At 59.9% G+C, this 25725-nt stretch carries 25 protein-coding genes; 10 read left to right on the forward strand and 15 right to left on the reverse strand.

Annotation, left to right across the window (positions count from 1 at the left end; genetic code table 11):
- Nucleotides 1-17 precede the first annotated feature (17 nt).
- Nucleotides 18-1706: a long-chain-fatty-acid--CoA ligase FadD2 gene (gene fadD2 / locus C4J89_RS20485; protein WP_124415442.1), complete on the reverse strand. Its 1689-nt coding sequence runs from the start codon at nt 1704-1706 to the stop codon at nt 18-20.
- 212 nt (nt 1707-1918) lie between these two features.
- Between fadD2 and C4J89_RS20490 the strand changes: the two genes are divergently transcribed.
- On the forward strand, nt 1919-2863 hold the full coding sequence (locus C4J89_RS20490) for an alpha/beta hydrolase (RefSeq protein WP_124415443.1): 945 nt from the start codon (nt 1919-1921) through the stop codon (nt 2861-2863).
- 57 nt (nt 2864-2920) lie between these two features.
- Nucleotides 2921-3391 (forward strand): MaoC family dehydratase, encoded by a 471-nt coding sequence (locus C4J89_RS20495; RefSeq protein ID WP_034115694.1) that lies wholly within the window; start codon nt 2921-2923, stop codon nt 3389-3391.
- Between the two features lie 133 nt (nt 3392-3524).
- Here C4J89_RS20495 and C4J89_RS20500 read toward each other — a convergent pair whose 3' ends face one another.
- Nucleotides 3525-3992: a PA2169 family four-helix-bundle protein gene (locus C4J89_RS20500; protein WP_124415444.1), complete on the reverse strand. Its 468-nt coding sequence runs from the start codon at nt 3990-3992 to the stop codon at nt 3525-3527.
- A gap of 204 nt (nt 3993-4196) precedes the next feature.
- Between C4J89_RS20500 and C4J89_RS20505 the strand changes: the two genes are divergently transcribed.
- Complete coding sequence (locus tag C4J89_RS20505) at nt 4197-4433, forward strand: DUF3820 family protein (RefSeq protein ID WP_104505342.1); 237 nt, start codon at nt 4197-4199, stop codon at nt 4431-4433.
- A 14-nt stretch (nt 4434-4447) separates the two neighbouring features.
- Nucleotides 4448-5623, forward strand: coding sequence for an aminotransferase class V-fold PLP-dependent enzyme (locus tag C4J89_RS20510; RefSeq protein ID WP_124415445.1), 1176 nt, complete (start codon nt 4448-4450; stop codon nt 5621-5623).
- 203 nt (nt 5624-5826) lie between these two features.
- On the opposite strand, the gene C4J89_RS20515 is transcribed toward C4J89_RS20510, so the two are convergent.
- Genes C4J89_RS20515 through zwf form a run of 3 tightly spaced genes read right to left on the reverse strand, consistent with a single transcriptional unit; the run spans nt 5827 to nt 8676 of the window.
- Complete coding sequence (locus C4J89_RS20515) at nt 5827-6492, reverse strand: bifunctional 4-hydroxy-2-oxoglutarate aldolase/2-dehydro-3-deoxy-phosphogluconate aldolase (protein ID WP_069076884.1); 666 nt, start codon at nt 6490-6492, stop codon at nt 5827-5829.
- Between the two features lie 17 nt (nt 6493-6509).
- Nucleotides 6510-7223 (reverse strand): 6-phosphogluconolactonase, encoded by a 714-nt coding sequence (gene pgl / locus C4J89_RS20520; protein WP_124368115.1) that lies wholly within the window; start codon nt 7221-7223, stop codon nt 6510-6512.
- Nucleotides 7210-8676, reverse strand: coding sequence for a glucose-6-phosphate dehydrogenase (gene zwf / locus C4J89_RS20525; RefSeq protein ID WP_124364119.1), 1467 nt, complete (start codon nt 8674-8676; stop codon nt 7210-7212). Before zwf ends, pgl begins: the two co-directional genes overlap by 14 nt.
- A 220-nt stretch (nt 8677-8896) precedes the next feature.
- On the opposite strand from zwf, the gene C4J89_RS20530 reads away from it, so the two are divergent.
- The gene (locus C4J89_RS20530; RefSeq protein WP_170039859.1) at nt 8897-9757 is read left to right on the forward strand and encodes a MurR/RpiR family transcriptional regulator; all 861 of its coding nucleotides are present in this window, start codon (nt 8897-8899) and stop codon (nt 9755-9757) included.
- A gap of 129 nt (nt 9758-9886) precedes the next feature.
- Here C4J89_RS20530 and C4J89_RS20535 read toward each other — a convergent pair whose 3' ends face one another.
- The 10 genes from C4J89_RS20535 to C4J89_RS20580 all read right to left on the reverse strand — a co-directional run bounded on the left by C4J89_RS20535 (nt 9887) and on the right by C4J89_RS20580 (nt 21209).
- A complete protein-coding gene (locus C4J89_RS20535; protein ID WP_124368116.1) occupies nt 9887-10732 on the reverse strand; it encodes a D-hexose-6-phosphate mutarotase in 846 nt (281 codons plus the stop codon).
- 100 nt (nt 10733-10832) lie between these two features.
- Complete coding sequence (locus C4J89_RS20540; RefSeq protein WP_124364121.1) at nt 10833-12179, reverse strand: carbohydrate porin; 1347 nt, start codon at nt 12177-12179, stop codon at nt 10833-10835.
- An 85-nt stretch (nt 12180-12264) separates the two neighbouring features.
- Nucleotides 12265-13425: an ABC transporter ATP-binding protein gene (locus C4J89_RS20545; protein ID WP_124415446.1), complete on the reverse strand. Its 1161-nt coding sequence runs from the start codon at nt 13423-13425 to the stop codon at nt 12265-12267.
- Nucleotides 13426-13427: 2 nt separating this feature from the next.
- Nucleotides 13428-14273: a carbohydrate ABC transporter permease gene (locus tag C4J89_RS20550; RefSeq protein ID WP_034115702.1), complete on the reverse strand. Its 846-nt coding sequence runs from the start codon at nt 14271-14273 to the stop codon at nt 13428-13430.
- On the reverse strand, nt 14266-15174 hold the full coding sequence (locus tag C4J89_RS20555) for a carbohydrate ABC transporter permease (protein ID WP_124364123.1): 909 nt from the start codon (nt 15172-15174) through the stop codon (nt 14266-14268). Before C4J89_RS20555 ends, C4J89_RS20550 begins: the two co-directional genes overlap by 8 nt.
- Before the next feature lie 174 nt (nt 15175-15348).
- Nucleotides 15349-16635, reverse strand: coding sequence for an ABC transporter substrate-binding protein (locus C4J89_RS20560; protein ID WP_124364124.1), 1287 nt, complete (start codon nt 16633-16635; stop codon nt 15349-15351).
- A gap of 104 nt (nt 16636-16739) precedes the next feature.
- The gene (locus C4J89_RS20565) at nt 16740-17999 is read right to left on the reverse strand and encodes an AGE family epimerase/isomerase (protein ID WP_124415447.1); all 1260 of its coding nucleotides are present in this window, start codon (nt 17997-17999) and stop codon (nt 16740-16742) included.
- Nucleotides 18000-18263: 264 nt separating this feature from the next.
- Nucleotides 18264-19088 (reverse strand): ATPase, encoded by an 825-nt coding sequence (locus tag C4J89_RS20570; protein WP_124364126.1) that lies wholly within the window; start codon nt 19086-19088, stop codon nt 18264-18266.
- Between the two features lie 127 nt (nt 19089-19215).
- Nucleotides 19216-20214: an NAD(P)-dependent oxidoreductase gene (locus tag C4J89_RS20575; RefSeq protein WP_124364127.1), complete on the reverse strand. Its 999-nt coding sequence runs from the start codon at nt 20212-20214 to the stop codon at nt 19216-19218.
- Between the two features lie 98 nt (nt 20215-20312).
- A complete protein-coding gene (locus tag C4J89_RS20580; RefSeq protein WP_124364128.1) occupies nt 20313-21209 on the reverse strand; it encodes a LysR family transcriptional regulator ArgP in 897 nt (298 codons plus the stop codon).
- Between the two features lie 96 nt (nt 21210-21305).
- Here C4J89_RS20580 and C4J89_RS20585 point away from each other — a divergent pair, with 96 nt between their 5' ends.
- The 5 genes from C4J89_RS20585 to C4J89_RS20605 all read left to right on the forward strand — a co-directional run bounded on the left by C4J89_RS20585 (nt 21306) and on the right by C4J89_RS20605 (nt 25686).
- Nucleotides 21306-21707: an ACT domain-containing protein gene (locus C4J89_RS20585; protein ID WP_124415448.1), complete on the forward strand. Its 402-nt coding sequence runs from the start codon at nt 21306-21308 to the stop codon at nt 21705-21707.
- A 5-nt stretch (nt 21708-21712) separates the two neighbouring features.
- Nucleotides 21713-22315 (forward strand): LysE/ArgO family amino acid transporter, encoded by a 603-nt coding sequence (locus C4J89_RS20590; protein ID WP_124364130.1) that lies wholly within the window; start codon nt 21713-21715, stop codon nt 22313-22315.
- Between the two features lie 177 nt (nt 22316-22492).
- Nucleotides 22493-23089, forward strand: coding sequence for a superoxide dismutase (locus C4J89_RS20595; RefSeq protein ID WP_065949384.1), 597 nt, complete (start codon nt 22493-22495; stop codon nt 23087-23089).
- Nucleotides 23090-23244: 155 nt separating this feature from the next.
- On the forward strand, nt 23245-23424 hold the full coding sequence (locus C4J89_RS20600; RefSeq protein ID WP_104504514.1) for a hypothetical protein: 180 nt from the start codon (nt 23245-23247) through the stop codon (nt 23422-23424).
- A gap of 210 nt (nt 23425-23634) precedes the next feature.
- The gene (locus C4J89_RS20605) at nt 23635-25686 is read left to right on the forward strand and encodes a bifunctional diguanylate cyclase/phosphodiesterase (protein ID WP_124415449.1); all 2052 of its coding nucleotides are present in this window, start codon (nt 23635-23637) and stop codon (nt 25684-25686) included.
- Nucleotides 25687-25725: the final 39 nt, after the last annotated feature.

Genomic DNA, 25725 nt, shown 5'->3' on the forward strand with positions numbered 1-25725 from the left:
TTTTGTAGCTATTCGGTTCAGGCGATGTCGCGCAGCTCCCGTCGCAGGATTTTCCCCACCGGCGTCATCGGCAGCGAATCCCTGAGCACAATATGCTTGGGCACTTTGTACCCGGTGAAGTTGGTCTTGCAGTAGGCCTTCAGTTCCTCAAGGCTCACACCTTCGGCACGCGCGACCACAAACAGCTTCACCGCTTCCCCCGTGCGCTCATCCGGCACGCCGATCACCGCGCAGTTGGCCACGGCCGGGTGGGCCATCACCACGTCTTCGATCTCATTGGGATAAACGTTGAAACCCGAGACGATGATCAGGTCTTTCTTGCGGTCGACGATGCGTATAAAGCCGTCGGTATCGATCACAGCGATATCGCCGGTCTTCAGCCACCCCTCGGCATCCAGCGCCTCGGCCGTGGCCGCCGGTTGCTGCCAATAGCCCTTCATCACCTGCGGGCCCTTGATGCACAGTTCGCCGCGTTCGCCCAACGGCAATTCAGCGCCCTCGTCATCGATTACCTTCATGGCCGTGGCCGGCACCGGAATGCCTACCGTGCCCAGTCGCGATTGATTGCCATAGGGGTTGGTGCTGGCCACCGGTGAAGTTTCGGTCAGGCCGTAGCCCTCGCCGATTGCACACCCGGTGATCTGCTGCCAACGCTCGGCGGTGGCCTTGATCAGCGCCGTGCCGCCGGAATTGGTCAACTTGAGATGGGAAAAATCCAGGCTCTTGAAGTCCGGATGCTCCATCAGCGCCACAAACAGCGTGTTGAGCCCCAGCAGCCCGGTGAAGCGCCACTTTTTCAGTTCCTTGATAAACCCGCCGATGTCGCGCGGGTTGGTGATCAGCACGTTGTGGTTGCCGGACACCATCATGCACATGCAATTCGCGGTGAACGCATAGATGTGGTACAGCGGTAGCGGCGCAATCATCACCTCCTGCCCTTCCTTGATCAGCGGATGGCCGTCGTCCCCCAGTTGCGACATGCACGCCCGCGCCTGCTGCATATTCGCTACCAGATTGCCGTGGGTGAGCATCGCGCCCTTGGCCTGGCCGGTGGTGCCACCGGTGTATTGCAGCACGGCGATATCCTCTAGGCTCACCGGATGTCGCGTCACGCCCAGGCCCGCGCCCATGTGCAAGGCGCGCTTGAACGACACCGCACGCGGCAGGTGGTAGGCCGGGACCATCTTCTTGACTTTGTCGACCAGGGTGTTGACCAGCCAGCCTTTGGCGGCGGGCATGAAATCGCCCATTTTGGCTTCGATCAGGAAGTCGATCTCGGTGTCGGTACACACCTCCTGCACCCGCGAACCGAACAGGTTGAGGTAGACCAGCGCACGCACGCCGGCGTCCTTGAACTGGTGGCGCATTTCACGCGGGGTGTACAACGGGTTGGTATTGACCACAATAAGCCCGGCGCGCAGTGCGCCAAAAACCGCAATCGGGTAATGCAACACGTTGGGCATCTGGACTGCGATGCGCTCGCCGGGCTTGAGGTCGGTGTGCTGCTGCAGGTAACCGGCGAACGCCGCACTCTGGCGCTCAAGCTCGGCGTAGGTCAGGGTAATGCCCATGTTGCTGAACGCCGGACGGTCGGCAAAGGTCTTGCAGGAACGCTCGAAGACTTCGATCACTGATTGATAGGCAGTGAGGTCGATGGTGTTAGGCACACCCGCCGCGCGTTTGTCATTCCAAAAATCAGGTTGCATTATTCTTGTCCTCTTTACCTGAGTGTGTCCGGCCGCTTTTCTATGCAGCTACAAAGAGCGGAGCTTTGAGGACGTTAGCAGTAATGACCAAACAGGCAATACACTGAACTGTGTCATTGATTGTATGAATCTTGTCGCTGAGGCGTAGGCAGATACCTCGCGCCCCACTAGATGAGCTATACACTGCAACGACCCTGCGCAAAGGAACCGCCATGAACCACAGCACTTTCTGGCTGACCGCGAACGACCAAACTCGCCTGTACGTCAATCACTGGATGCCCGACGAACCCCCCAGGGCTGTGGTGATGCTGTCCCATGGCATGGCCGAGCACAGTGGCCGCTATGGGCGCCTGGCGCAGGCGTTGTGCGACGCTGGCTATGGTGTGTATGCGCTGGACCAACGTGGCCATGGCCGTACCGCCGACGAAGGCACCTTGGGGCTGTACGCCGAAGAGGATGGCTGGAACAAAGTGGTGGGCGACCTGGCCAGCCTTAACCAGCACATCGGCCAGCAGCAACCGGGGCTGCCGATTATTTTGCTCGGCCACAGCATGGGCAGCTATATCGCCCAGGCCTATCTGCTGCATCACAGCGCCAGCCTGCATGGGGCGATACTCAGCGGTTCGAATTTCCAGCCGGTGGCGTTGTATCGCGCGGCACGGGCGATTGCCCGTATCGAACGCGCGCGCCAGGGTTTGCGCGGGCGCAGTGCATTGATTGACTTTCTATCGTTCGGCTCCTTCAACAAAGCGTTCAAACCCAATCGCACCGCCTTCGACTGGCTCAGCCGCGACCCAGTTGAAGTCGACCACTACATCCATGACCCGCTTTGCGGTTTCCGCTGCACCAACCAGCTGTGGGTCGACCTGCTCGGCGGCTTGCAGCAAATCAGCAAAGCGTCCAATCTCGCGCAGATCGATCCGGGCCTGCCAATTCTGATAATCGGCGGCGAATGTGATCCGGTGAGTGAAGGCAAGCGTCTCAAAAGTCTGGCCCATGCCCTGCGCGACGCGGGCTGCCAGCACCTGCAATTGACGCTCTACCCGCAGGCACGTCATGAAGTGTTCAACGAAACCAACCGCGACGACGTCACCGCGGATGTGCTGACGTGGCTCGAACACGCCCTGACAGTGCGCAGGCCCACCCGCTGCGAATAATTTTTCGTTTAAAATCAGCCAATTAAATTATCGATTAGCCACAGGATGCACGTTTAGATGACCCAGGTAACCAACACCCCCTACGAGGCCCTTGAAGTCGGCCAGACCGCCAGCTTCAGCAAGACTGTCGAAGAACGCGATATCCAGTTGTTCGCCGCCATGTCTGGCGATCACAACCCAGTGCACCTGGATGCCGAGTATGCCAAGGCGACGATGTTCAAGGAGCGTATTGCCCATGGCATGTTCAGCGGTGCGCTGATCAGCGCGGCGGTAGCCTGTGAACTGCCTGGCCCGGGCACGATTTATATCGGCCAGCAGATGAGCTTTCAAAAGCCGGTCAAGATCGGCGACACCCTCACCGTGCGCCTGGAAATCCTGGAGAAGCTGCCCAAGTTCCGTGTACGCATTGCCACGCGAGTGTTCAACCAGCGCGATGAGTTGGTAGTGGATGGCGAAGCGGAGATTCTTGCCCCGCGCAAACAGCAAGTAGTGACCTTGACCGAATTGCCGCCAATCAGCATTGGCTGAAAATGACGCAATATAAATGTGGGAGGGGGCTTGCCCCCGATGGCGGTGATTCAGTCAATAAACCTATCGACTGATCCACCGCTATCGGGAGCAAGCCCCCCCCACACTTTTTACAGCATGTACAACCCAGGGTTTACGACTGAGCGCGAGCCTGATTACGCAGGGCTTTAACCTGGTCGTGGTTGCGCTGCACACCGTGGTACTGACGTTCAACCAGATCACGAATACCCAGCAGGTTGTGCTTGTTGATCTTCTCGATCGCTTCCTTGTAAGCCTTCAATGCGTGGTCTTCACCGCGCTCGGCTTCGTTCAGCACGGACTCTTCGTCCTTACCGGTCACCATCGATTTCACGTCAACCCAACCGCGATGCAGCGCACCGGCCATGCTGCCGGAATCTTCCGGGTCGCCACCCAGGGCACGCACGGCAGTTTTCAGCTCGGCGGCAGCAGTGGCGCAATCGGCGGAACGCTTGACGAACAGGGCTTTGAGTTCAGGGTGCTTGATATCGTCAGCGCACTCCTTGAAACCCTTTTGACCGTCGATGCTGGTTTCGATCAGGTCGTTCAGTACGGAGATGGATTCTTTATTGATGTCAGTCATTTTTCAATTCCTTATGTGGGTTGAGAAAGTTGTCTTAATGATTGCAGCGCTCGTGCCAGGTTTTGAAAAATTACTTATTTGTTATATTTCAATGACTTACGAATTATTGAACCATCTGTATCGACGTTATTTGCATGATCTGTCATTTGGCCTTCATGCAGAATGCCTGTATTTTCCCCGCTATTGAATCAAACGCTGAAGCCCATGAACCCCGAAAAACTCGAATTGCTGATCACCCGCGAAATGCCCTTCGGCAAATACAAAGGGCGGATCATCGCCGACTTGCCAGGCCCGTACCTGAACTGGTTCGCCCGTGAAGGTTTTCCCCACGGGGAACTGGGCGGCTTACTGGCACTGATGCAGGAAATCGACCACAACGGTTTGGCCGAATTGCTTGAACCGCTGCGCGTTAAACACGGTAAACCCGCCCCTCGCCATTAATTAAGAGCCTCGCCATGCCAAGGAATGCAAACAACGAACGTCACTGGCAGGCCATCGCCCAGCGCTATGAGCTGGAGCCGGGCCCGATCAATCTGGAAAACGGCTACTTCGGGCGCATGAGCCGTGCAGTCCAGGCCCAGTACCTGGAACACGTTGCCTTCATCAATCGCAGCAACTCGGTATACGTGCGTCAGCGTTTCGAGCAAGGGGAAAATCTCGAGATTCGTCGCCAACTGGCCGCTTTGATCGATGCGGACCCCGACTCGGTGGCCTTCACCCGCAACGCCACCGAAGCCTTGCAGTCGCTGATCCGCAACTACAACCGCCTGCAACCCGGCGACCAGGTGCTGATCAGTGACCTGGAGTACGACACGGTCAAAGGCGCGATGCGCTGGCTGGCCGGCGTGCGCGGTGTCCAAGTGATCGAGATTTCCCACGCTCACCCGGCCAGTTTCGACAGCCTGATGCAGACTTATCGCGATACTTTCAATCAGTACCCGCGCTTGAAGCTGATGGCGCTGACCCATGTCACGCACCGCACCGGCCTGGTGATGCCGGTGGCGGCGATTGCCAAGGCTGCGCGTGAACAGGATGTTGATGTAATCCTCGACGGCGCCCACGCTCTGGGCCAGATCGATTTCAACCTGGCCGAGTTGGGCATTCAGTTCGCCGGCTTCAACTTGCACAAATGGATCGGCGCCCCGCTGACCCTGGGCTTTCTCTACATCGCCCCCGAGCGCCTGGCGGATATCGACCCGGACATGGGTGAATTCCACTACCCCGCCACGGATGTACGCGCGCGTACGTCCTACAGCACGCCGAACTTTCCGGCACTGATGAGCCTGCCATTGGTGTTTGAAGAGCATCGGCAACTGGGCGGCGCGGCGGCCAAGGGCGCACGGGTCAATTACCTGCGCAATCTGTGGGTGAACCAGGTGCGGACTGTGCCGGGAATTGAGGTGCTGACGCCGGATGATCCGAGGCTGTATTGCGGGATTACCGCGTTCAAGTTCATTGGGCGCGATCAGCAGGTGATGGTCGACAGGTTGCTCAAGGAGTATGACTTGTTCACCACGACACGCTCAGGCGCGGCGTTTGGCACCTGTATTCGAGTGACGCCGGGGTTGGTGACTACGGCTACGGACATCAATGTGTTGGTGCAGGCGATTACCCAGCTCAACACAGATTAAACTGTGGGAGGGGGCTTGCTCCCGATGGCGGTGTATCAGTCAGCACATGTATTGACTGAACCACTGCTATCGGGAGCAAGCCCCCTCCCACATTGGTTTTGTGGCGTTCTCCAGGTTTTCTACAGGCAAAAAAAAGCGGTACACCGACCAAGTGCACCGCAAAAATGCCGTTAAGCACAGCAACAACGATTCGATGAATCAGATCAATCCAGCAGCGCCAGCGCCTCGGCGGTGACTTCCTGGATACGCGCCCAGTCGCCGTTCTTGACCCACTCAGGATCAAGCATCCAGCTACCGCCCACGCACATCACGTTTTTCAACGCCATGTAGCTTTTGATGTTGGCCGGGCCGACGCCGCCGGTCGGGCAGAATTTCACTTCGCCGAACGGGCCACCCAGGGCCTTGATCGCCGCCACGCCGCCGCTGACTTCCGCTGGGAACAGCTTGAAGCGGCGATAGCCCAGGCCATAGCCTTCCATGATGCCGGAGGCATTGCTGATGCCAGGCAGCAGCGGGATCGGGCTGTGCACCGAGGCTTCCAGCAGGTCGCGGGTGATGCCGGGGGTGACGATGAACTGCGAGCCGGCCACTTCTGCCGCTTCGAGCATATGACGGTCCAGCACAGTGCCGGCACCGGTGCACAGCTCTGGGCGCTGCTCGCGCAATACCTGGATGGCCTTGAGGCCGAACTCGGAACGCAGGGTCACTTCCAGGGCGGTCAGGCCACCGGCAGCCAGGGCATCGGCCAGGGGCAGGATGTCCTGCTCGCGGGCGATGGTAATCACCGGCAGGATCCGCGCCTTGGCGCAGAGGCTGTCGATCAGGGCAACTTTATCCGCCATGGACACGGTCGGTTGAGGGCTTTTCATAGCGGCTGATCCTTGGCTCATGGGCACCAGTAAATCTCTAAAGTAGGTTGCAAAAACGCGCGAATCGGCATGGCGGCGACATCGTCACCGGCCAGCGCGGCGCTCAAGGTAGTCAACTTCGAACTGCCGGAAATCGACAGCACGGTGTAGTGGGCCGTGGCCAGCAATGCACGACTCATGGTCAGGCGCTGGTGCGGCACGGTCGGCGCCAGCATTGGCCAGCAACGGCGGGTGCCGTCGGCCTGCAACGCCTGGGCGAGGTTCGGGCTGTTGGGAAACAGCGAGGCGGTGTGGCCGTCATCGCCCATGCCCAGCACCAGCACATCGATCGCCGGCAGTTCGGCCAGCAGGCGATCAGCCTGCTCGGCCGCCTCTTCAAGGTTGGCGGCAGCGCTGTACAGGCTCAAAAACTTCGCCTTGGCCGCCGGGCCTTGCAACAGGTGCTGCTTTAACAAGCCGGCATTGCTGTCGGCGTGCTCCACCGGCACCCAACGCTCGTCGGCCAGGGTGACCGTGACCTTGGACCAGTCCAGGGCTTGCCTGGCCAGGTTCTGGAAGAACGCCACCGGGCTGCGGCCACCGGACACCACCAGAGTGGCCGCGCCACGGGCGCTGATGGCCACGCGCAATTGTTCGGCCACGTCATTGGCCAGGCCGTCCGCCAACAGCACGGGCGTACGATACTCATGGGCAGTGACGCCCTGAGGCAGTTTCAATTCAGATATCGCCATACCACGACCTCCCATCCCGCGTGATCAGTGCAATCGAGCTCATCGGCCCCCAGGACCCCGCCGCGTACGGCTTGGGCGCATCACCGGATTTTTTCCACCCGGCGATCAACTGGTCACACCACTTCCACGCGGCTTCAATTTCATCTTTGCGAACAAACAGGTTCTGATTGCCGCGCATCACTTCCAGCAACAACCGCTCGTAGGCATCGGGAATCCGTGCGCTGCGATAAGTGTCGGAAAAATTCAGTTGCAGCGGCCCGCTGCGCAGTTGCATGCCCTTGTCCAGGCCCTGCTCCTTGGTCATCACGCGCAAGGAAATACCTTCGTCCGGCTGCAGGCGGATGATCAACTTGTTGCTGATCTGCAAGCGCTGCTCGGGGGCGAAGATATAGTGGGACGGTTCCTTGAAGTGGATGACGATCTGCGACAGCTTTTGCGGCATGCGCTTGCCGGTACGCAGGTAGAACGGCACCCCGGCCCAACGCCAGTTGCGAATATCGGCCCGCAGGGCGACGAAGGTCTCGGTGTCGCTCTGGGTGTTGGAATTCTCTTCTTCCAGGTACCCCGGCACGGCTTTACCGGCGCTGTAGCCGGCAATGTACTGGCCGCGCACTACCTGGGTAGTCAGGCCTTCCGGGCTGATCGGCGCCAGGGCCTTGAGCACCTTGACCTTCTCGTCGCGGATGCTGTCGGCGGACAGATCGGCCGGCGGGTCCATGGCGATCAGGCACAGCAGCTGCAGCAGGTGGTTCTGGATCATGTCGCGCAGTTGGCCTGCCTTGTCGAAGTAGCCCCAACGGCCCTCGATGCCAACCTGCTCGGCCACGGTGATTTCCACGTGGGAAATGTAGTTCTGGTTCCATTGGGTTTCGAACAGGCTGTTGGCGAAACGCAAGGCGATCAGGTTCTGGACGGTTTCTTTGCCCAGGTAGTGGTCGATACGGTAGGTGCGGTTTTCCGGGAAAAACTGCGCGACGGCGTCGTTGACCTTGCGCGAGGATTCCAGGTCCGAACCAATCGGCTTTTCCAGCACGACGCGGGTATTTTCCGCCAAGCCGACCTTGGACAGGTTTTCGCAGATCGCGCCATACACGGCGGCCGGGGTGGCGAAGTAGGCGATCAGGCGCTGTTCGCTACCGACCTTTTCGGCAAGGGCGACGTAGTCGTCGGCCTTCATGAAGTCGACATGCACATACGCCAGGCGCGCCAGGAAACGCTGGGCCACGGCTTCGTCCAGCTCCTTGCCGACGTATTTGCGCAGTTCGGTTTCGATATGGGCCAGGTGCTGCTGCTCGGAACCGGCTTCGCGGGCCAGGGCCAGGATGCGCGTGTCATCGTGCAGCAGGCCGGCGCCATCGAGTTGATAGAGGGCAGGAAATAACTTGCGCAGCGCCAGATCACCCAAGGCGCCAAACAGGGCAAAGGTGCAGGGTTCTACGGTTATCAAAGGCATGATGTTTGTTCTTTTATCAAGTTAAGCTACAAATACCTTTTTTCAAGGCATCACTCAAGGAAAAATGTAGTAATAACCACAACATTTTCCGCAAATACGCATTGCGAGTGGTGGTGTTCGGCTACCCTCAGTAGGATAGGCCACCGCGAAAAGCCACTCATTGACTGGTTACCGCCTTTTTATTTGCATCGTCGCCCGAAGGAAAGACTGAATGGACCGCGTGCGAAATCTTCTGGAACAGATCCGGAACCGCCTCGAAGAATTGAACAAGGCCGAGAAAAAAGTCGCCGAGGTCATCCTGCTCAACCCGCAGCAGGCCACCCGCTTCTCGATCGCTGCCCTCGCCCAAGCCGCTTCGGTCAGTGAACCGACGGTCAACCGCTTCTGCCGTTCGTTCGGCGTCAGTGGTTACCCTGAACTTAAATTGCAGTTGGCGCAAAGCCTGGCCAGTGGCGCGGCGTATGTCAGCCGCGCAGTGGAAGCCGATGATAACCCGGAGGCCTACACCCAGAAGATCTTCGGCAGCGCCATCGCGTCCCTGGACAGTGCCTGCCAGGCCCTCGACCCGGCCCTGATCAGCAAGGCCGTGGATCTGTTGATCCAGGCGCGGCAGATCCACTTCTTCGGCCTGGGCGCCTCGGCCCCGGTGGCCATGGACGCGCTGCACAAGTTCTTCCGTTTCAACCTGGCGGTGACCGCCCACGCCGACGTGCTGATGCAACGCATGATCGCCTCAGTGGCGCATACCGGTGAGTTGTTCGTGATCATTTCCTACACCGGGCGTACCCGTGAGCTGGTGGAAGTGGCGCGTATCGCGCGGGAAAACGGCGCGTCGGTGCTGGGCGTAACGGCCGAGAACTCACCACTGGCCAAGGCCAGCACGGTGAGCCTGAACATTCCGCTGCCGGAAGACACCGATATCTACATGCCGATGACCTCGCGGATCATTCAGCTGACGGTGCTGGATGTGCTGGCGACCGGGATGACATTACGCCGCGGAGTGGATTTCCAGCCGCATTTGCGCAAGATCAAAGAGAGCTTGAATGACAGCCGGTATCCGGTGGGGGATGAGTTCAACTGAGCCTGATCGTTCCCACGCTCCGCGTGGGAATGCCTCTTGTGACGCTCCGCGTCACGGCATCAAAAGCAGACGCGGAGCGTCAAGGGCTGCTTTCCCACGCGCAGCGTGGGAACGATCACAGCAGCACCACTAAATCCCAGCCCGAGCCTGCAGACTCAAATGCGCCCTCTCCCCCGGCGCCAGGCTCGCCCCGGCCATCGCCGACTCCACGCACACAAACCCCGACGCCTCGTTGAAGCTCACACCCAGCAACGGCCGGCTGCCGGGATGCCACACCACGGTGTCGGCGCTGTCGCCGGTGTCGATACACAGTTCCCGCTGCCACGCATGATCCTTGAGGTGCAACTCACCCTCATGCTGGAACACCCGCTGGCAGCCGCCATCCACCCGCAGCTCGCCTTCCTGCTGGCAAGCCTGGCGGTTGAGCTGGTCATAACCTTGCGCGCCGTCGAGCCCAGACAGCGCTACCTCGTCAACGTGACCGATACGCCAGTAGGCGTGCAAAGCGTGGCTCAACTGGCACGGCAGCTCATCCTGATGCTCGGTGCTCAGGCGCAATTCCAGGGTTTCACCCAAATGCGCGTGCAGGTCCACCTGCCAGTCACACAACTGCAGCTGCCAGTGCAGGCGCACGCCGTCGTCTTCGGTGCTGCTGTCGAGCAGTTTCCAATCGATCAAGCGCGCCCAACCGTGGGAAGGCCACGCGTTTTCGCTGGGGTGGCGGCCATACCACGGCCAGCACACCGGCACGCCACCCCGGATGGCACCGACTTGGGGCCACTTGGCGGCGCACCACAGCCAGGGTTTCTGGCCGGTGGGCTGAAAGTGCAGCAATTGCGCGCCCTGGCGACTGAACACCGCCTGGCACAGCGGATGGTCGATCACCAACACGTCACGCATCTGGAAGCGCTCCCAGGCGAACACCGGACGCTCGCGCAAGGATTTGAAAAAACGTTGCAGCGGTTGCTCATGCATGTGCACAGGTTCCGAATATCACAGTGCCACCCAAAAAAAAGCGGATAGCCATGGCTACCCGCAAAATGCGCACAGAGAGAAGGAGCTTATCGCAACAGCGTTAGAACGTAGACTGGATTTTCAGGCCCGCTACCAACGCGTTGTCGACTTTGTCCACGCCACCCGGCTGGACAACGTATTGCAGGTTCGGACGCACGGTCAGCCAGTTGGTGACGTGGAAACCGTAGTTGAGTTCGACGTTGTACTCAGTCTCACGAATGGGCGTGTAGAACGGATTGTCATAGTCGCTCACACCATTGGCGGCGTTGAGCAGTTGAGAGTTCTTCTTCACGTCATCGTTGACATGCAGGCGAGCGACGCCAATGCCGACGTCATCTTTTGGACGCGCGTCGAAGGGGCCTTTGTACACCAGCATCAACGACTGGTAGTTGTCGACCAGGTTGGTTTCCTTGTCGTGGAAGGTCGCGTTGGCGGCGATGTTCAGGCCACGGGTAGCGTCGCCGTTATGCGTGGTGAGTTGCTGTTGCGCAACGAACCAGTAGCCTTTCTTGCTGCTGTGGGTACGGTAGGCGGCGCCAGTGGTGGCGGCATCGTTGCCGTTGACGTCTTCGCGTACGTCAGACGCATCGGCAGCGCTTTTGTAGTAACCCACACGGTATTCGCCCGGCAGGTTGTTGACCTTCGGCGACCAGACCAACTCCACCGGAATCACGGTGCCTTTGGTACCGCTGCCGCTGAGTTTGAAGCCGTTACCGTGCTCAAGTTGCGACGGGTTCTGGTTGTAGGCACCAATCTGCGCATACAGCTCAGGCGTGATGTTGTACTTCACGCGGATAGCGGCCTGGGCGACCGGCCAGTTGTACCAGGTGTTTACGTAGTTACCGACCTGGGAGCCGCAGAACGACAGGTTCTGGAAGTCGCACGGGAAGGTGTTGAAGTCTTCGCCTTCACCGAAGTAGCCGAGTTTCACGTCCAGTTTGTTGTCGAACATCTGGTGCTGAACCCAGAACTGGGTCAGACGCACCATGTGGCCACGGCCATACACTTCCTGAGACGAACTCAAGGTGCCGGCGCGCGGATCGCCAATACGGTCATTGGAGATGTTCTGGCCATTACGGTTGGTGAACTGGATCTTGGCCTGGGTGTTATCCCAGCCCCACAGTTTTTGCAGGTCCAGCGCCACGCCCAGACCGAACTGGTCGGAGTAACGGCCGGTCTTGTCGTCGTTGTAGCCACCGTGGGCGTTGTAGCCCATCTCACCTACGTAGTCGGCCTTGATGTCGATACCCTGCTCGATCAGCTTGGTACGCTCGCCGCCCCAATCGCCGGTCATCCACTTGGAATCGGCGCTGAACGCATCGGCCGCCATCGCATTGGCGGACAATACAAGGGCTGCTGCTGCTGACAGTTGGCAGAACAGCCGGGTGTTGTTGTGTTGCTTTTTCATCCCTACATCCTCGTCTTTATTGTTATTAAACTGTTTTTATCTAACGCGGGTTACATTTTTTAATTAAAACAACCAGTTATCTCGATTAACGACCTTTGAACTGGGTCACATTGCCGGCATGCCCCTGTGCCGGCAATGCAGCAACGGTGCCCAATCGCTCACCGGTCGCGGCATCGAACAGCAATACCTTGGCCGGGTCGAACTGCAGGGTCAGGGTCTCGCCGACCTGCGGTGCCACGTCCGGCGCCAGACGGCAGCAGACCTTGGTGTCATTGAGCTGCACGAACACCAGGGTGTCCGGGCCGGTGGGCTCGGTTACCTGGACTTCGGCACGAATGCTCGAAGCACCATTGCCCTCGCCCGCCGCCAGCACGATCTGCTCCGGGCGCAGGCCCAGGATCACATCGCGGTCTTCCAACCCAGCGTCATTCATACTCAGCGGCAGCTCGCAACGGGCCTGGCCGCTGTCGAGCGGCGCCACCAGGCGACCGTCCTTGCGTTGTAGACGTAAAGGTACGAAGTTCATGGGAGGTGAACCGATAAAGCTTGCCACAAACAAGTTGGCCGGGTCGTTGTAAATTTCTTTCGGCGTACCAAATTGTTGGATGATGCCGTCCTTCATCACCGCCACTTTGTCGCCCAGGGTCATTGCTTCGATCTGGTCGTGGGTCACGTAGACGGTGGTGGTCTTCAGGCGCTGGTGCATCAGCTTCATTTCGGTGCGCATCTCGACGCGCAGCTTGGCGTCAAGGTTCGACAACGGTTCGTCGAACAGGTAGATCTTCGGCCGACGCGCCAAGGCCCGGCCCATCGCCACGCGCTGTTGCTGGCCACCGGACAGCTGGCCCGGCTTGCGGTTGAGCAAGTGTTCGATCTGCAGCAGCTTGGCTACGCGCGCGACTTCGGCGTCGATGTCGGCCTGGGGCATCTTGCGGATCTTCAGGCCGAACTCGATGTTCTCGCGCACGCTCATGGTCGGGTACAGCGCGTAGGACTGGAACACCATGGCGATGTCACGGTCCTTGGGGCTCATGCCGCTCACGTCCTGATCACCGATCATGATCGCGCCGCCGGAGATGGTCTCAAGGCCGGCGATGCAGTTCATCAACGTGGACTTACCGCACCCCGACGGGCCGACCAGGATCAGGAACTCACCTTCCTTGATCGACAGTTCGATGTTCTTCAAGGTGTCGGGCAGGCCGGCGCCATAGGTCTTGTTTACATTGCGAAGTTCAAGCGTAGCCATGATTACCCCTTGACCGCGCCGGCCGTCAGGCCGCGCACGAAATACTTGCCTGCGATCACATAGACCAGCAGGGTCGGCAGCCCGGCGATCATCGCCGCCGCCATATCCACGTTATATTCCTTGGCCCCGGTGCTGGTGTTGACCAGGTTGTTCAGCGCTACCGTGATGGGCTGCGAGTCGCCGCTGGAGAACACCACACCGAACAGGAAATCGTTCCAGATCTGGGTGAACTGCCAGATCAGGCAGACCATGATGATCGGCGTCGACATCGGCAGAATGATCTGACGGAAGATGGTGAAGAAACCGGCACCGTCCAGGCGGGCCGCCTTGATCAACGCATCCGGAATGCTCACGTAGTAGTTACGGAAGAACAGCGTGGTGAACGCCAGGCCGTAGACCACATGCACGAACACCAGGCCGGTGGTGGTGCTGGCCAGGCCCATCTTGCCGAGGGTGAACGACGCCGGCAGCAGCACGGTCTGGAACGGCAGGAAGCAGCCGAACAGCAACAGGCCGAAGAACAGCTGCGAACCGCGAAAGCGCCAGAACGACAGCACGTAGCCGTTCAACGCACCGATGGCCGTGGAGATCAGCACAGCGGGCACGGTGATCTTGATCGAGTTCCAGAAGTAGCCATCCACGGTGGCCCAGGCCTTGACCCAGCCAATGCCGCTGACCACGGTTGGCCAGCTCAGCAGGTTGCCGGTGCTGATGTCTTCAGGCGTCTTGAAACTGGTGAGCAGCATCACCACCAGCGGCACCAGGTACAGCAGCACCGCAAGGATCAGCACCGCGTAGATCGCGATGCGACTCAGGCTGATGGCAGGTTTAGCGGCGAGACTAGTCATTACGCTTGGTCCTCAGCTCGGAATACAGGTACGGCACGATGATCGCGAGGATCGCACCGAGCATCAGGATTGCACTGGCCGAGCCCATGCCCATCTGGCCGCGACTGAAGGTGAACGAGTACATGAACATGGCCGGCAGGTCGGAGGAATAGCCCGGGCCGCCAGCGGTCATCGCCGCGACCAGGTCGAAGCTCTTGATCGCAATGTGCGCCAGGATCATCACCGCACTGAAGAACACCGGACGCAGGCTTGGCAGCACCACGCTCCAGTAGATGCGCGGCAAGCTTGCGCCGTCGATCTGCGCGGCGCGGATGATCGACTGATCGACGCCCCGCAGGCCCGCCAGGAACATCGCCATAATAAAGCCCGAGGCTTGCCACACGGCGGCGATCACCAGGCAGTAGACCACGCGGTCGGGGTCGATCAGCCAGTCGAGACGGAAGCCTTCCCAACCCCAATCGCGCAATAATTTGTCCAGGCCCATGCCCGGGTTGAGCAGCCATTTCCAGGCTGTACCGGTGACGATCATCGAGAGCGCCATCGGGTACAGGTAAATGGTGCGAATGAAACCTTCACGACGGATTTTCTGGTCGAGGAAAATCGCCAGCAGCACGCCGATCACCAGGGTGATACCGATGAACATCCCGCCGAACACGGCAAGGTTTTTGCTCGCGACCCACCAACGATCGTTGTCGAACAGCCGCTCGTATTGCGCCAGGCCAGCCCACTTGTAGCTGGGCAGGAAGGTGGAGGTGGTGAACGACAGCACGAACGTCCACAGGATGTAGCCATAAAAGCCCACCAGCACGATGAACATGCTCGGCGCCAGCACCAGTTTAGGGAGCCAGCGCTGCAGTGCATCGAACGGCGAGGCCTTGCTGAACACAGCAACAGAACTCATGGGAAAATCCAATACAAGGAAAAGGACTGACAGGTGAAACCATGGCGCTCCCCTGTAGGAGCGAGCTTGCTCGCGAAAGTCTTCAACGATGACGCGGGCATCAGGGATGAACGCGGTGACCTTGAGTTTTTCGCGAGCAAGCTCGCTCCTACAGAAAAGCGCTTTTAGAGCGTGTTACTTCGCAGACTTGATCGCAGCGCCCAATTTCTTGGCGGTGTCGGCCGGGTCGGCTTTCGGATCGTTGATGTAGTTGGTGACCACGTCAAAGAACGCACCTTGTACCGCCAGGGTGGTGGCCATGTTGTGCGCCATACTTGGCTGCAGGCCACCGGTCTTGGCATCGGTCAGGAAGTCCTTGGCCGCCGTCTGGGCGCAGGAGTCGAAACCGTACGAATCCATTTTGTTCAGCATGTCGTTGCGCACAGGGATCGAACCCTTGTTGATGCTGAACACTTTCTGGAAGTTTTCACCCAGCACGACTTTGGCGATGTCCTGCTGGCCAGCGGCAGTGCCTTCGTCTTTCTGCTTGAACACCGCCAGGGAGTCGATGTTGTAGGTGAAGGCTTTGTCGGTGCCCGGGAAGGCTACGCACTCGTAGTCCTTGCCGGCGACTTTCTTGGCGGCGGTCCATTCGGACTTGGCCCAGTCACCCATGATCTGCATGCCGGCCTTGCCGTTGATGACTTTACCGGCTTCGAGGTTCCAATCCTGGCCTTTGCCGTCAACGTCCATATAGGTCGCGACTTTCTTCAGCTCGGTCAGCGACTTGACCATTTCCGGGCCAGTCAGTGCGCCGTTATCCAGGTCGACCAGGGCTTTCTTGTAGCCATCGGCACCCATCACCGAGAGCACCACCGCCTCGAACACGGTGCTGTCCTGCCAAGGCTGGCCGCCGTGAGCGAGCGCAATGAAGCCCGCCGCTTTCAGCTTGTCGCCGGCGGCATAGAATTCTTCGAGGGTGGTGGGGTTCTTGGTGATGCCGGCTTTCTTGAAGACTTCCGGGTTGATCCACAGCCAGTTCACGCGGTGGATGTTGACCGGTACGGCGACGTAGTCACCGTCGTACTTCACGGTATCGGAGACTTTCTTGTCGAGCAGGGAGTCCCATTTTTCTTCTTTGGCGACGTCTTTGAGCACGTCGGTGTCGAGCAGGCCAGTGGACGCCCATTCCTGGATGTCCGGGCCTTTGATCTGGGCAACGCCAGGTGGGTTGCCGGCGACCGCACGGCTTTTCAGCACGGTCATTGCAGTGGCACCGCCGCCACCTGCAACAGCGCCGTCTTTCCAGGTGAAGCCGTCTTTCTCGACTTGGGCCTTCAAGACATCGACAGCCGCTTTTTCACCGCCCGAGGTCCACCAATGCACCACTTCAACCGTCCCTTTCGAGTCGGCGGCAAATGCACTGAGGGGAAACAACGAGGCAACGGAAATAGCTACGGCGAGGCGATTAATCGCGTTCATCTGAATACCTTTTCTTGTTGTTATGCATGCAAGTCTAGAGCTTGCGCTGCACGGAGTTTAAACAGGGATTTTCCGGGCGCAGGTAACAAAGGGACGTACAAATGTCACCACTTGGTGACATAGCGTCCGCTGCCCAATGCACTGGCCAGGCTGGGTGCCAAAGGTAGCGCCGGCAACACGACGGCTTGCCAGGCATGGTACAGGTCCGGTTTGCCCGCCCAGATTTTGCTGCTGGGCTGGTTGTGCGGGCTGAGTTCGTGGTGCCAACTGCCATGGAGCCGGTCGATGAAATGGGTTTCGCAAAACTCCCAAAACCGCCGGTACCAGATTTCATAATGCAACTCACCGGTACGCTTGAGCAGCGCCTGGGCCGCAGCGCTGGCTTCGGCATGGGTCCAGTGCAGGCGTTCGCGAACGACCGGGAGGTTGTTCCAATCCAGGGTGTAGACAATGCCCGGCGCACCATCCACCGCCCAGGCATAGTCGCAGGCGCTGGCAAACAGCCCTTGGGCATCTTTCACCAACCAGTCCGGCGTGGGCAGCCCGGCTTGCAGGCGCGCGGCCTCCAGGTGCAGTACCAGCCGCGCCCATTCGAAGCCATGGCCGGGGGTGATGCCGTAGGGACGGAAACCGTCGGCGGGGTTGTCTTCATTGTAAGCGGGCAAAGGCTTCCACTGGGCGTCGAAGTGCTCGATCACCATAAAGTGGCTACCGGCGGCGTGGGTGTGGATAACGCGCTCGACGATACGCAACGCGCGGTCCAGCCAGCGCGTGTCACCGGTGACATCGGCCAGGGCGAGAAACGCTTCGGTGGCGTGCATGTTGCTGTTGGCGCCGCGATAGGCTTCAACGCCGCTCCAATCGCGGGCGAAAGATTCGAGCATCACGCCCTCCTCTTCGCTCCAGAAGAACTGGTCGATGATATGGACCGCATCGTTCAACAGGGTGTGTGCACCGGGGGCACCGGCCACTACCGCAGAGCTGGCGGCCAGGGCGACGAAGGCATGCAGGTAAGCGGCCTTGCGGGTATTGCCATCGATGGCATCGGGCGCGGCGAACCAGCCACCGTGTTCGCTATCGTGCAACGGGCCACTGAGGGCCGCGACGCCGTGGGCTACCAGCTCGGCGTAACCGGGCAGCCCCATGGCGTGGGCCATGGCGAAGCTGTGGGTCATACGGGCAGTGTTCATGGTTTCGGCATGGGCATCGGCCGGCAGCTGGCCTCGCTCGTCGAGGTTGCCAAAGCCGTGCGGCAGGCGCGAAGCCTTGGCAAATGACAGCAGACGCTGACCTTCTGCCGCGAGCCAGGCGTGATGGGCAGGTGCGTTCAGCCAACTGCTGGCAGGCAGTGGTTGCATGGTCATGGGGGGCCCTTATTGTTTTTTGTGGGGTGACCGGAGTCTAAACAAGGGCGCGGGAGTGGCAAGTAACGAAGGGGACAAGAAATGTCACCGGGCGGTGACAAAAGTGCGAGCGACATCAATTTACCTGACTAATACAGGTTTAAATGTGGGAGGGGGCTTGCCCCCGATAGCGGTGAGTCAGTCAATATTTCGGTGACTGATACACCGCTATCGGGGGCAAGCCCCCTCCCACAGTTTGGCCTCATTCACAGTCCACAGAACGAGTCATTGACCCAGTGGCGTCGTCGCCGCTGGCGCATTGAGACGTTGATTCAGGTTCTGCACCTGGCTTTGCAAGGTCGTGATATTGCGCGTGGTCTGGATGCGGAACACGTCGAACTCTTTATTGGTCGGTGCATCCGCAGTGGCGGGCTGGTTTTCCTGCGCGCTCTTGAGTACCAGCACGTCCTGCTCAAGACGGGCGATGGCCGCCGTCGGATTGCCTTGCTTCTTCAAGGCCGCCACGTCGTTAGCCAGGTCCTTGGTCTCACCCTGTGTCGCCTTGAGGCTGGCGACCGCATCGGTCAGGGCCTGCACCTGGCCCTGCAATTTGGCATTCGCATTCGCAAGCTCAGTGGTGCTGGCGCTCATCTGTGCCAGGCGCTGGTCCAGCGCGGTGGCTTGGCCGGCCACGCCCACTTGTTGCTTGCCCTGCTCGAGCAACTGGGCTTCCAGCTGTTTGATCTGCAATTTCAGGGCTTCGCTGCCGTTGTTCACATTGGCTTCGCTGGCCACGACCTTGCCGGAAATATCCTGCAGGCGCCCCGCCGCTTCTTCGCTGATACGCGCAAAGCTTTCCTGGGTGGCGACCAGTTGCTGGCCCATCAGGGAAATCTGCTGGAAGCTCCACCAGGCAAGGCCGGCAAAGGCGATCAGCAATGCGCCGACCAACGCCCACAACGGGCCGGTGTTGGCCCGTTTAACCTTGACCACAGGCGTCGTCCGCGAGCGCACCGAGGTGGCGGCAGTCGGCACGAAATCATCATCGTCCCCGGGATCAGCCCGCAGGCTGGGAACGTTGTCGAAGTCGTCTTTAGCATCGTTACGCATGAATCTACCCTGAATCAATGAGATGGCCGGCTGGAAAGCCGAGCGGCGCGAGTATAAACCCTGCGCCCGGCGCATGGGTCGACACGCAACCGGCAATACGGTTCCCGATGTGTTGCTGGTTGTGAGCTTAAGCGTGGCCAGGGGCCTGGGCCTTCCACCAGGTACAGAACTCGTCGAGGGCGCTCCACAGGCTGACCTTGGGCTCATAGTCGAGATAATGCCGCGCCCGGCTGATGTCGAGGGTGAAATTTTTGTTCATGACCTGCATGCCCAGGCGTGACAACGACGGCTCCGGCCGCCCCGGCCACATTGCGCAGAACGCCTCATTCAAAGCCGCCATGCTGTAGGACAAACCATAGGAGCGATAGCGGGTGACCTGCGGCAGGTCCATTTGTCGCATCACGTAGTTGACCACGTCCCACACCGGCACCGGCGTGCCATTGCTGATGTTGTAGGCCTTGCCCAACGCCGAACCAGGCGCCAGCAAACTGCTGAGCAGCGCCTCGTTAAGGTTGTGCACGCTGGTGAAATCGACCTTGTTGAGGCCGTCACCGACGATGGCCAGGCGGTTCTTGCGCTGCATTTTCAACAGGCGCGGGAACAGGCTCATGTCACCGGCACCGGTGACGAAACGCGGGCGCAGGGCCAGCACTTCCAGACCGAATTCCTGGGCCCCGAAGACCTTCTGCTCCGCCAGGTATTTGGTCGCCGCATAAGGATGCTTGAAGCGCTTGGGCACTTGCTCTTCGGTCAGCCCCAAGTGGTCGCGCCCATCGAAATAGATGGAGGGCGAGGACAGATGCACCAACCGCCCGACCCGCTGCTTGAGGCACGCTTCGACGACGTTCTCGGTGACCAGCACATTGCCCTGATGGAAATCCTGATACTTGCCCCACAGCCCGACGGCACCGGCGCAATGCACCACGGCCTCGACATCACGGCACAGCGCGCGCACCAGGTCGGCATCGTTAAGATCACCCTGGATAAACTCGGCCCCGCGCCGCACCAGATGTTCCACACCCTCGGCACGTCGCCCGTTGACCCGCACGTCCAAGCCCTGCTCCAGGGCGAAACGCGCAAAGCGCCCGCCGATGAAGCCGCTTGCGCCGGTGACCAGAATCTTCATGGTGTCTCCTACGGATACAGCTGCAAGCCTCAAGCTGTCAGCTGTAAGTTAAATACGGTCCGCAAGCTCTTCTCTTGCCGCTTGCAGCTTGACGCTCGTCACTGCTGATAGGGCACCAACCATTGCCCACAGACCTGTGCCAGATGCTCGGTCAACAGGCCCAACAGTTGCCCGCCGCTGCGCCAATGATGCCAGTACAGCGGCACGTCGATGGGCTTATCTGGCAGCAATTCGACCAACAGGCCGTTTTGCAGTTGGTCGCGTACCTGCAGTTCGGGTACCAGGCCCCAGCCCAGGCCGGCTTCCGTCAGGCGGATAAAGCCTTCGGACGACGGGCATAAATGGTGCTCGAAACCACCGTTCACCCCGAGCGAAGCCAGGTAACGGTGTTGCAGGAAATCATCCGGCCCGAACACCAGGGCCGGGGTACTGGCCAGTTGGTCGGCCTGCACGCCAGCGGGGAAGTGCCGCGCGATAAACGCGGGGCTGGCCAATGCGCGATAACGCATGGCTCCAAGCACAAGGCTGCGGGCGCCGGCCACCGGGCGCTCGCTGGCGCAGATGCAGGCCGCCACTTCACCGGCGCGCATGCGTTTGAGGCCGACAGTCTGGTCCTCTACCACCAGGTCCAGCAGCAAGTGCTGTTCGGCGCAGAAATCACTCACCGCCAGCGCCCACCAGGTGGCGAGGCTGTCGGCATTCAGCGCGATGCGCAAGCGCTCGGGCATGCCTTCTTCGTCCAACGCAGGCACCTGGCTTTGCAGGTCGCGCTCCAGCAGCCGCACCTGTTGCACATGGTTGAGCAAGCGCCGGCCGATATCGGTGGGGGTCGGCGGCGTTGCCCGTACCAGTACCGGTTGGCCGACGCGCGCTTCCAGCAGCTTGATCCGCTGGGACACGGCCGACTGCGACAGCCCCAGCACCTGCGCGCCGCGCTCGAAGCCCGCCTGTTCCACTACGGCCGCCAACGCGGAAAGCAATTTATAGTCGAACATCAGTTTCTCTAATGAGCGATCAGTAATATTGATTTTTCTTATACAGCCTGCACCCAGAGAATAGCCAGCATCGCTTCTCTTTATAAGGAACCTTCCATGGTTGGCGAAACTTCCCTGGCAACCCTGTTGCGCAGCATGAGCCCTCAGCTCAATGACGGTGACTACGTATTCTGCACCCTGCCCGATCACCGCATTCCGGCCAGTTGCGAGGTGATCGGCAGCTTTCGCGAGCCAGAAGGCCTGACGTTGATCCTGGAGCGCCGGCACGCCGAGCAGGCTGGCCTGGCCTTCGACTATGTGGCGGCATGGATCACCTTGAATGTGCATTCAGCCCTCGAAGCGGTGGGCCTGACCGCTGCGTTCGCCAGCGCGCTGGGAAAAGCCGGTATCAGTTGCAACGTGATCGCCGGTTATTACCACGACCACCTGTTTGTCGGTCGCGCGGATGCCGAGCGCGCCCTGCATGTGTTGCACCAGTTGGCGGCGGACGCGGAGTAAACCCTATGTGGCAAAGCTATCTGAATGGGCTGTTGGTGTCCCTCGGTCTGATCATGGCGATCGGCAGCCAAAACGCCTTTGTCTTGGCGCAAAGCCTGCGCCGTGAACATCACCTGCCGGTGGCCGCGTTGTGCGTGGTGTGTGATGCCTTGCTGGTGGCAGCCGGCGTATTCGGCCTGGCGACGGTGCTGGCGCAAAGCCCGCTGCTGCTGGGCATTGCCCGTTGGGGCGGCGCGGCGTTCCTGCTGTGGTACGGCACCCTGGCATTGCGTCGAGCGTTTTCGAAACAGAGCCTGGAGCAAGGCGCACACCTCAAGGTGCGCTCATTGCGCGCGGTGTTGCTCAGCGCCCTGGCGGTGACCCTGCTCAACCCCCACGTGTACCTGGACACCGTGCTGTTGATCGGCTCACTGGGCGCGCAGCAAACCGAACCGGGCGCGTATGTAGCGGGCGCCGCCAGCGCTTCGTTGCTGTGGTTCGCAACACTGGCCCTCGGCGCGGCGTGGTTGGCCCCCTGGCTGGCGCGCCCGGCCACCTGGCGCCTGCTGGACCTGCTGGTGGCCGTGATGATGTTCAGCGTGGCCTACCAATTAATCAGTGCGCCATGAACTTATTCCAAAAGGCTCTGGAACCTCTATCCCACACAGTTGTTGCGTGGTTTTGCCGCACCCCCGGTGCTATGATCCCGAACTTGCGCCGCAAAGAGTACAGACTCGCCGGCGCTTGTTTGGCCGCCCGTGATCGGCCTTGCGCTCACCGCAACTGACCTGATTAGGAGAATCATCATGGCTTTCGAATTGCCGCCGCTGCCCTACGCACACGATGCCCTGCAGCCGCACATCTCCAAGGAAACCCTGGAGTATCACCACGACAAGCACCACAACACCTATGTCGTGAACCTGAACAACCTGGTGCCAGGCACCGAGTTCGAAGGCAAGACCCTGGAAGAAATCGTCAAGTCTTCCTCGGGCGGTATCTTCAACAACGCCGCTCAGGTCTGGAACCACACGTTCTACTGGAACTGCCTGGCGCCAAACGCCGGCGGCCAACCTACCGGTGCACTGGCTGAAGCCATCAACGCTGCATTCGGTTCGTTCGACAAGTTCAAAGAAGAGTTCAGCAAGACGTCCATCGGCACCTTCGGTTCCGGTTGGGGCTGGCTGGTGAAGAAGGCTGACGGTTCCCTGGCCCTGGCCAGCACCATCGGCGCAGGCAACCCGCTGACCAACGGCGACACCCCGCTGCTGACCTGCGATGTCTGGGAACACGCCTACTACATCGACTACCGCAACGTGCGTCCGAAGTATGTAGAAGCGTTCTGGAACCTGGTCAACTGGAAGTTCGTGGCCGAGCAGTTCGAAGGCAAGACCTTCACTGCCTAAGCAACGCTTGCAGTAGAAAGAGCCCGGCGATTGCCGGGCTTTTTCATGGGCGCTGGAAAGTAGCGAGTTGGTTGGAATCGTGGAACTCGCCGAAGGGAATTTGCCACGCACTGAGTGAGAGGAATAACCCTCTCGCGCTCTTCTGGAGAAAAAAGATGGAAGAAATCGGAAAAGCAGGCGGGCAGATGGCGATGCAACTCATCAGCGGCCTGATGAAAGGTCTTGCCGGTGGTGCAGGTGGCGGCGGCGATGAAGGTGGCGCGAAAGCACCAGAGCGCCCCGGTGAGGACAACATGCCACCGCCACCGCCGAAGATTGATTTTTCAGTCAGTTAATCAATGCGTTTGAAATGCCAAGCTACCGTTGGCATGCAGCGCGTTAGTCAAACAGTCAGACGGCGGAACGAATCCGCCGTTTTTCTGGTTTTTTCCTTCCTGTCAGGTGTGAAGTCGCCTTGCGCGCCAATGTTCCTTTGACTGCCATCGCCCGATTGCCAATACTCATGGCATATTGAAGGCCACCCGCATGAGACAAGGAATGCCCCTTTGAAGCTGGAACTCAAAAACAGCTTGTCGGTGAAGTTGCTACGGGTTGTCTTGCTCTCGGCATTGATCGTGGGCGTAGCGCTGAGCGTGGCGCAGATCGTGTTCGATGCCTACAAGACGCGCCAGGCCGTGGCCGGTGATGCCCAACGTATTCTCGACATGTTTCGCGACCCCTCGACCCAGGCCGTGTATAGCCTGGACCGCGAAATGGGCATGCAGGTGATCGAAGGATTGTTCCAGGATGACGCCGTGCGCATCGCGTCCATCGGTCATCCCAACGAAACCATGCTCGCGGAAAAAAGCCGCGCCTTGCAGCACTCTTCCAGCCGCTGGTTGACCGACCTGATTCTCGGGCAGGAGCGCACTTTCACCACCGCACTGGTCGGCAAGGGCCCCTACAGCGAGTATTACGGCGACCTGAGCATTACCCTCGACACCGCCACCTACGGCGAAGGCTTTATTGTCAGCTCAGTGATCATCTTTATTTCCGGCGTGCTGCGCGCCCTGGCCATGGGCCTGGTGCTGTACCTGGTGTATCACTGGCTGCTGACCAAACCGCTGTCGCGGATTATCGAACACCTGACGTCGATCAACCCGGACCGGCCCAGCGAGCACAAGATCCCGCAGCTCAAGGGGCATGAACGTAATGAGCTGGGCCTGTGGATAAACACCGCCAACCAGTTGCTTGAATCCATCGAACGCAACACCCACCTGCGCCACGCGGCCGAGTCCAGCCTGTTGCGCATGGCCCAGTATGACTTTCTCACCGGCCTGCCGAACCGCCAGAAGTTGCAGGAGCAACTGGACAGGATCCTGACCGATGCCGGCCGTCGCCAGCGCCGGGTGGCGGTGCTGTGCGTAGGATTGGATGACTTCAAGAGCGTCAACGAACAATTCACCTACCAGAACGGCGACAAACTGCTGCTGGCGCTGGCCGATCGTTTGCGCGCCCATAGCGGTCGCCTCGGCGCGCTCGCGCGCCTGGGGGGCGACCAGTTCGCCTTGGTGCAAGCCGATATCGACCAGCCCTACGAAGCCGCCGAGCTGGCGCAAAGCATCCTGGACGACCTGGAAGCGGAATTCGCCCTCGACCAGGACCAGATTCGTTTGCGCGCCACCATCGGCATCACCTTGTTCCCGGAAGACGGCGACAGCACGGAGAAATTGCTGCAAAAGGCCGAACAGACCATGACCCTGGCCAAAAGCCGCTCGCGCAACCGTTATCAGTTTTATATCGCCAGCGTCGACAGCGAAATGCGTCGGCGCCGTGAGCTGGAAAAAGACCTGCGCGATGCCTTGAGCCGCGACCAGTTCCACTTGGTGTACCAACCGCAGATCAGCTATCGCGACCTGCGCGTGGTTGGTGTAGAGGCGTTGATTCGCTGGCAGCACCCGGAACACGGCCTGGTTCCGCCGGACCTGTTCATCCCGCTGGCGGAACAGAATGGCACCATCATTCCCATCGGCGAATGGGTGCTTGACCAGGCGTGCCGCCAACTGCGCGAATGGCATGATCAGGGTTTCACCGAGCTGCGCATGGCGGTCAACCTGTCCACCGTGCAGTTGCACCACACCGAGTTGCCGCGGGTGGTCAACAACCTGATGCAGATTTACCGCCTGCCGCCGCGCAGCCTGGAGCTGGAAGTCACCGAAACGGGCCTGATGGAAGACATCAGCACCGCCGCCCAACACCTGTTGAGCCTGCGTCGTTCGGGGGCGCTGATCGCCATCGATGACTTCGGCACCGGTTATTCATCCCTCAGTTACCTCAAAAGCCTGCCGCTGGACAAGATCAAGATCGACAAGAGCTTCGTCCAGGACCTGCTGGACGTAGACGACGATGCGACCATCGTGCGGGCGATTATCCAACTGGGCAAAAGCCTGGGCATGCAGGTGATTGCCGAAGGCGTGGAGACCGCCGAACAGGAGGCCTACATCATTTCCGAGGGCTGCCATGAAGGCCAGGGTTACTACTACAGCAAACCGCTGCCGGCCCGGGAGTTGGCGGCTTACTTGAAACAATCGGAACGCAATAACGCGGCGATTCTTTGAGCGGGCCGAACGATTCCAAATATTTCACGCGTATAAGCC

This window comes from Pseudomonas sp. R4-35-07 (genome assembly GCF_003852235.1).
Taxonomy (GTDB): Bacteria; Pseudomonadota; Gammaproteobacteria; order Pseudomonadales; family Pseudomonadaceae; genus Aquipseudomonas.